A 2,990-nucleotide genomic window follows, 5' to 3' on the forward strand; every position below is an offset into this window, starting at 1 on the left:
TGTAATGGTGCGCTTTCCGTAGGCGAATTAAATTCGCCACGGGTCGCACCTCTGCATCGCTTTGGGTCAATTCTTGTCCACTGTTCCCTGTTCCCGTCTTGATGCAGTCGCTCATGGGGGAAACCCCCAAGACCGCGCTGCATCGCTGTTCCCTGTTCCCGACTTCTGCAAGAAGTCTAGTAATTCCGTTACAACTGAGGTGGTAATCCTACCTCCTTCGGTTTCACAAACTTGCCCTCAAAGCTGATCGCTTGATCTTTGCTAACACTCCTGGCATTAGCTACAGCTATGCGCAGTTGAGCACGTTCCATACGCTCTGTAACACCACCCAAAAGATATAACATCACTTTGCAGGCTAACTCTCGTCCAGAAACTAGTACTCGCTTTCGATTTGGCTCATACAAAATGCCGTACCAAGGGGATTGTGGGTGATCTATCTGACTAAAGCCACCCGAACCATCGTATTTTTGAAGTTTCTCGAAGATGGTTTTGAGAGAGAAATCCTGGTTAAATACTAGAATACCCAAAGCTTGAACTAGGGCGATTTGTCCTACTGGACGGAATAGCATGTTTCCTTCTCCTCCACCCCTTTCATGGTTAAACCGACGCAGTTGAGGTGTTTCTTTTCCATGTTCGAGCTTTTGATAGCTGGGTAAACTAGCTAGATAGTCGAAAAGCTCTGTCAATGTCTTAGTTCCCATCTCTAGCTCTTCATCTTCAGGACGCATGGGAATTAGACCTTTCTCACAAGGTTTCCAGTGAGGGAATTGGTAGCCCAAATACAGCTCAGATATATGTTTGAGAGCTTGTAAAGTAGTCAAGACTGTTGACTTAGCTGAAACCGTAGCACTATCCCAATTAACCCGAGGATTACGATTTTCCATCTCCCTCAGCAGAGGATGACTCATGGCAATTTTTCTAGCAACGATTGAGAAGCCATCGTCTTCATTGAGCAACGCTAGTTGTCCTTTGCTCAACCTTACTGCCATCAGGTTAACGTGAGCAAAGATCGAGCGGATGCGTCGCCGTGCTTCTTCACGAGTTTCTCCCTGAACCACAGCAGGAATGAACTCAATACCAATTTTTTCTGTGGCTAGACTTTGCAGATAACCTGGCGAGATGTGATACTCCTCCATCAAGTCATCAACTGTAATCAGGGAGCCGATTGGCTTTTTGCCTTTGCTATATTTCTGGAGCGTACCGATTTTAATCAATTCCATCAGAGCCTGGATTCCCATCAGTCGATGCTGACCGTCTAAGGCAAAAATTGAAACATGGTCTGAAACATCAAGCAGTCCGACTGTGCCATCTTTATCTAAACTGGTGAACTCAGCTGCCGACTGGAGAGCGCGTTGATTCTTATCCCAGTGAGCAGCCTGGGCATTATCTACCCAGCCAGAGCTAAGCACTACCAGGACTGGGGGAAACTTGTGAGTTTTGCGGGCTGCTAGATATTGAGCCAGAGCAGCTTGACGTGACCAATCAAGAGGACGCTGCTGAAGCGCTTCTATAGTATCGGCATCTCTGACGATATTGTTCGTTTGTTGATCAAACTTTTGCTGAAATAGCGGCAGTTGGGAAGCGTAGCGAACCCGAATCGCTAACCATTCCAGAGTGACTGAGCCAATAAATGCCTCTGTAGTGCCCATGTGAGTTTTCTGCACCAAGATTTGATCGTTTCTAGCCAGATGCCTATCGAGCAATAACGCCAGCGCCTGTCGATCTTGGTTTTCTTGTTCAAGAATTTGCTTGGCCAGGTCATTGGGATGATTTGCACTTTTGATCACCATAGTTTTAAACCCATAATGCTGCGTTGTAGAAGCTATCGATAAATAGTAAGCATTCAGCTATCAGCTATCAGCTATCAGCTATCAGCTATCAGCTATCAGCTATCAGCATTCAGCTATCAGCATTCAGCTATCAGCATTTAGCTATCAGCTATCAGCTATCAGCTATCAGCTAATGCGCTACCTCCCAGCGTCGAAGCCTGTGCCACGCTACTGTTCGCACAGCGTGCCCGTAGCGCAATCGGTGCTTTTGAATAAAATATAGCGTTTCTAGGATTTATGAGGTACGCTTTTCAACCTCAAAGTCCCCCTTGATAAGGGGGATTTAGGGGGATACCTTTGTACCTCATGGCATAGAGAATTGCTATAAGCTGTTCCCGTAGCATGAGCCTTTAGCTGACGGCTGACCGCTGATGGCTGTTCGCGTAGCGTGCGCGTAGCGCATATGCTTACGATAAATATTTTTAAGACTAGCACAAGTTTTTAAGGATCAAATTAGCTTATTTCCCTATACTCGGGCTTCGATAGAGTAAAACTATTAATCATACCATTTTAGGAAGAAAAACGTTAGATCCACTGTCAAGAAATTTTATTCAAAACTTGGGATAAGCTCGAAAAAAGGACTAATCTGTCAAGCCTTGTCTTAGCAGAGAGTCAGCACCCCGCTCTTGCCTAGAGGGGGTTTCCCTACTCCCGTGAAGTCAGATGAATCAGGTCAAACTCTCAGAAAATAAGCCAAAAAATCGCACTGTGGCTGAGCTGGTGGAAGAGATTACTGCTCTAACCACTGAAATTCAACAGTTATACTGCTTGGATGCAATTCCCTGGGTTATAGGGTATAGTGGTGGCAAGGATAGCACCGCAACTCTACAGCTGGTATGGAATGCGATCGCAGCTCTGCCACCAGAACAGCGAACTAAGACTATCTATGTCATCACTACAGACACGTTAGTAGAGAATCCCATTGTTTCAGCTTGGGTTCGCAATTCCCTAAAACAGATTAAGTTGGCAGCTGAAGCTCAAGGATTGCCCTTTGAACCCCATCTCTTACAACCGGAGGTTAAAGAAACCTACTGGGTAAGTTTAATTGGTAAAGGTTACCCAGCTCCACGGGGTAAATTTCGCTGGTGTACTGAACGTTTGAAAATTAAACCCTCTAACCGTTTTATTCGGAATGTTATCCGATCTAGTGGAGAGGCTATT

General features: G+C 45.6%; 2 protein-coding genes and 1 pseudogene. 1 reads left to right on the top strand and 2 read right to left on the bottom strand.

Going from position 1 to position 2,990, the window contains the following annotated elements; all coding sequences use genetic code 11:
- Positions 1–188 precede the first annotated feature (188 nt).
- Together F6K20_RS31920 and F6K20_RS31925 are read right to left on the bottom strand one after the other, a co-directional pair.
- A complete protein-coding gene (locus F6K20_RS31920; RefSeq protein WP_008189444.1) occupies positions 189–1,790 on the bottom strand; it encodes a DGQHR domain-containing protein in 1,602 nt (533 codons plus the stop codon).
- Between the two features lie 267 nt (positions 1,791–2,057).
- Entirely contained in the window at positions 2,058–2,264 is a 207-nt protein-coding gene (locus F6K20_RS31925) for a hypothetical protein (RefSeq protein WP_287297442.1), read from the bottom strand.
- Between the two features lie 228 nt (positions 2,265–2,492).
- Here F6K20_RS31925 and F6K20_RS31930 point away from each other — a divergent pair.
- A pseudogene (locus F6K20_RS31930) lies at positions 2,493–2,990 on the top strand (DNA phosphorothioation system sulfurtransferase DndC); the annotation flags it as partial.

The organism is Moorena sp. SIO2C4 (assembly GCF_010672485.1).
In the GTDB taxonomy this organism is placed as follows: domain Bacteria; phylum Cyanobacteriota; class Cyanobacteriia; order Cyanobacteriales; family Coleofasciculaceae; genus Moorena; species Moorena producens.

What these genes read in the sequence shown, in the direction of transcription:
- F6K20_RS31920 (WP_008189444.1), bottom strand. Translation starts at nt 1,790, where the DNA reads ATGGTGATCAAAAGTGCAAATCATCCCAATGACCTGGCCAAGCAAATT.